This window comes from Micromonospora sp. BL4 (assembly GCF_003667505.1).
GTDB lineage: Bacteria > Actinomycetota > Actinomycetes > Mycobacteriales > Micromonosporaceae > Micromonospora.
Genome location: NZ_RCVJ01000260.1, coordinates 1 through 3,992 on the forward strand (window position 1 = coordinate 1; position 3,992 = coordinate 3,992).

Genomic DNA, 3,992 nt, shown 5'->3' on the forward strand with positions numbered 1-3,992 from the left:
GTGCCGGCGGCCGCCTCGTCGTGGGCCGTCCCGGTCGCGCCGGCCGGCCGCTGCGGCGGATACGCCCAGGGCGACTCGGTCGCCGGCCGTGCCGCTCCGGTGGCCGGTCCGTCCCCGACGCCGTTTCCGCCCGCCGGGGGCGATGCCGACTCCGCCGCAACGGGGCCCGAGCTCACGGATTCGCTCGCTGCCGCATCGTCGGGGATCGGGCGGTCGGCCGGCGCGGCCGGGGCCGCCGGGCGGTCCAGGGTGAACGGCAGGTCCAGGTCGACGCCACCCGGCACGATCGGCGGGGCCGGGACGGGATCAGCGGCCTTCGCCGGTTCGGTTCCTGCTGCGGCGCTTCCCGCGCCAGGTGTGGGGCTTGCTCCCGGCTTGGAGGTCTCCGCGTCGGGCAGGGTGCCTGCCTGCGGCGTTGAGCCGGCTCTCAGCGGCGCGTCGTGGGCTGTCTCCGGCGTGGGCCCGGCTGCCTGCGGCCCGGAGCCAGCCGTCCCCGGCCCCGCGCCGGCTGCCTGTGGCGGTGTGGGGCCGGTCGCCATCGGCCCGGGGACGGCTGCCTGCGGCGTGGGCCTGATGGCCTGCGGCGGCGTTGGCCCGGCTGCCTGTGGCGGTGTCGGCCCGGCTGCCGGCGGTGGCGTTGGCTCGGTTGCCGGCGGCGTTGGATCGGCCGCCTCCGGTCGGGGGCTGGGTGCCCAGGGGTCGGCCACCACTGACGTGGCGCCTGCCGCTGCTGTCGGGCGGTTCGTCGCCGGCGTCGCGCTGCGCGATGCCGCGGCGCCGGTGTCGTCGGGTGTGCCGCTGCTCGCAGGCCCGGTCGAGCCGGTCGCCGAACCGGCGGTCGCGCCCGCCGCGCCGTTCCAGGCAGCAGGGCCGGTGGCCGAGGCGCGATCGGATGCTGAGCCGGCATCGGGTGCTGAGCCGGGAGTCGCGGCAGGCCCGGCAGCTCGGGAAGCCCCGCTCGCTGGTGCGCCGGACGCGGCATCGGTGGTCGACGGCGTGGGTCGGGCGTCGTCGACCGTCGGCCCGGGAGCATCGGACGCCGGGGGGTCGGCAGGCGGTGGCCAGCTCGGCTGGCCCGGTGCCCAGCCCGAGGCGGTGCCGGAGGGGCCGCTGACGCCCCAGCCGCCGGGCGCCGGCACGGCACCCGTGAGCGACGGGTAGTCGGACGGTGACGGCGGGGGCAGCGCCGCGGCCCCGGGCTGCCCGGGAACCGGCGGGCGGCCCGTCGGCGGCACGGCCACCGGCGGCAGCACGGTCGATGGCGGCGCGGCCGACGACGGTGGGCCACCCCGTTGCTCGGAGATCGACGCCCATGGTGGTGCTGCGGCGTCCGCGCCCCGGTCGGTCGCATCGGGTGGCCAGAGTGGTTCGATGTCCCGCTCCGGCACCGGCTGCTGGCCGGGCACCTGCGCCCGGTCGGCGTTCTCGTCCATTACGGCCCCTCCCCAGTCCTCCTGCGAGGATAGGCCCACCGGCCGACGAGGGTCGGTCGGCGCAGCCGGGGTCAGATCGACCAGACCGCCCAGGCGCCCGGTTCGACCCACCAGGACCGCTTGCGGGTCAGCTCGCCCTCGACGCCGTCGTCGAGGTAGGGCACCTTGCCCTCCCTGGGCAGCACCGACACCGCGCGCCCGCGAGCCCGCCGCACCTCCAGGCGTACCCGCTTCCTGCCCAGCTTTGAGCGGACGACCACCGGCACGGCCACCGCGACCTCGACTTGGCCGTCGGCCGGATCCGGCGCGGCCAGCAACGTCACGTCGTCGAGCGTCGCGTACCCGCCGGCGTTCCCGATCGCACAGGCCAGCAGCGGTTCGTCACCGTCAGTGAGGATGGTGTCGTCCACCTCGACCCGGGCCCGCCAGTGCAGCGGCCGGCCGGCGTCGTCGGCGGCGCCGAGCAGAGCGCCGTCCAGGGTCACCGAGCCGCCGTCGTTGCGCAGCAGGTCCAGCCGGCGCGGCGTGCCGTCCAGCACCGCGGCGGCCACCGCGGCCGGGTCGCGGGGCAGCCCGAGCTGCGCGGCCAGGTCCCGGTGAGTGCCGCCACGTGCCGGATCGAGCGGAAGTACGGCCACCGGCGGCAGGTCGGGCAGGGTCCGGTCAGCGGGCAGGTCCGCCGGGCGGCGGCTCGGCGCTGGCGCGTACCGCCGGACCAGCCGGCGCAGCACGGCGCGTAACTGCCCGTCGCTGGCCGTGGCGACGACCAGCCGGGTCTTGCCGTCCGGGTCCGGCCAGGCCAGACCATCCGGGCGCGGCGGACCGTCGAGCCGGGACAGCACCTCGTCGATGTCGGCGTCCGAGCGCGCGGTGACCGTCTGCACCCGGGCACCCCGGGCGTTCAGGGCGTCGACGCAGGCCAGCACCGGCACGCGCGGCCGCTCCGTGACGCACGTGTCCGCAGCGCCCCCCGCCCCGCCAACGGCCGCGCCGGTCGTCTGATCGCCGGCCGGGCCGGTCGTGCCATCGTCGGCGCTGCCGGCACCGGTCGTCGGGTCGGCGTCGGCTCCGGTCGCGCCGCCGCAGCAGGCCCCACCGCTGCCGCAGCCCCCGGGAGCGTCCCGCTCCGAACCGAGGGTGAGCAGCACCACGTCGTACACGGAAGGAGCCTCCTGCCTCTCGACGCGACCCCTGCCGGCCGCGCCGTCACTACTTGTTAACCTGACACCCCGGGCTCGCCAACCGGTCGCCACCTGGCACCCGAGCCTTCTGGAGGCGGAAAAGATGCCAGCGATCGTGCTCCTCGGCGCTCAGTGGGGCGACGAGGGCAAGGGCAAGGTTACCGACCTGCTGGGTGAGCGGGTCGACTACGTCGTGCGCTACTCCGGTGGCAACAACGCGGGCCACACGGTGATCACCCCGGACGGCCAGAAGTACGCACTGCACCTGATGCCCTCCGGCGCGCTCTCGCCGAGCGCGATGATCGTCATCGGCAACGGCGTGGTGGTCGACCCGAAGGTGCTGCTCACCGAAATTGACGGGCTGGCCGAGCGGGGCGTGGACGTTTCCCGGCTGCGGATCTCCGGCGACGCGCACCTGATCATGCCGCACCACCGGGCGTTGGACCGGGTCATCGAGCGCTACCTCGGCTCGTCCCGGATCGGCACCACCGGCCGGGGCATCGGCCCCGCGTACGGCGACAAGGTGGCCCGGATCGGGATCCGGCTCCAGGACCTGCTCGACCCGGGCATCCTGCGCAAGAAGCTGGAACTCGCACTGCGCGAGAAGAACCAGATCCTGTTCAAGGTCTACAACCGCAAGGCGATCGACCTCGAGGCGACCGTCGAGGAGTACCTGGGGTACGCGGAGCGGCTCAAGCCGTACATCGCCGAGACCCGGGCGATGCTCTGGGACGCCCTGGACCGGGGCGAGACGGTGCTGCTGGAGGGCGCCCAGGCCACCATGCTCGACATGGACCACGGCACGTACCCCTTCGTGACCTCGTCCAACCCGACGGCCGGCGGCGCCTGCGTGGGCGCCGGCATCCCGCCGACCGCGATCAGCAAGGTGATCGCGGTGAGCAAGGCGTACACCACCCGGGTCGGTGCGGGCCCGTTCCCGACCGAGCTGTTCGACGCCAACGGCGACCACCTGCGCAAGATCGGCGCGGAGTACGGCACCACCACCGGTCGGGAACGCCGGTGCGGATGGTTCGACGCGGTCGTCGCCCGGTACGCCTGCCGCCTCAACGGCGTCACCGACCTGGTCATCACCAAGCTGGACGTGCTCACCGGGCTGCCCAAGGTGCCGATCTGCGTCGGCTACGAGATCAACGGCGTGCGGGTCGACGACATGCCGATGAGCCAGACCGACTTCCACCACGCCACGCCCGTCTACGAGGAGCTCGACGGCTGGTGGGAGGACATCACCAAGGCCCGCACCGCTGACGAGCTGCCGGAGAACGCCCGCCGCTACATCGCCCGCGTCGAAGAACTCTGCAACACCAGGGTGAGCGTCGTAGGCGTAGGCCCCGGCCGAGACGAAAACGTCCTCCTCCAC

Annotated in this window: 2 protein-coding genes; one reads left to right on the top strand and one right to left on the bottom strand. The window is 74.8% G+C overall.

What is annotated here, in order from left to right; genetic code table 11:
- Positions 1–1,504: 1,504 nt before the first annotated feature.
- Entirely contained in the window at positions 1,505–2,593 is a 1,089-nt protein-coding gene (locus EAD89_RS29930) for a diacylglycerol kinase family protein (RefSeq protein ID WP_121652170.1), read from the bottom strand.
- Between the two features lie 124 nt (positions 2,594–2,717).
- Here EAD89_RS29930 and EAD89_RS29935 point away from each other — a divergent pair.
- A partial coding sequence (locus EAD89_RS29935; protein WP_121678022.1) for an adenylosuccinate synthase occupies positions 2,718–3,992 on the top strand: 1,275 nt, incomplete at its 3' end.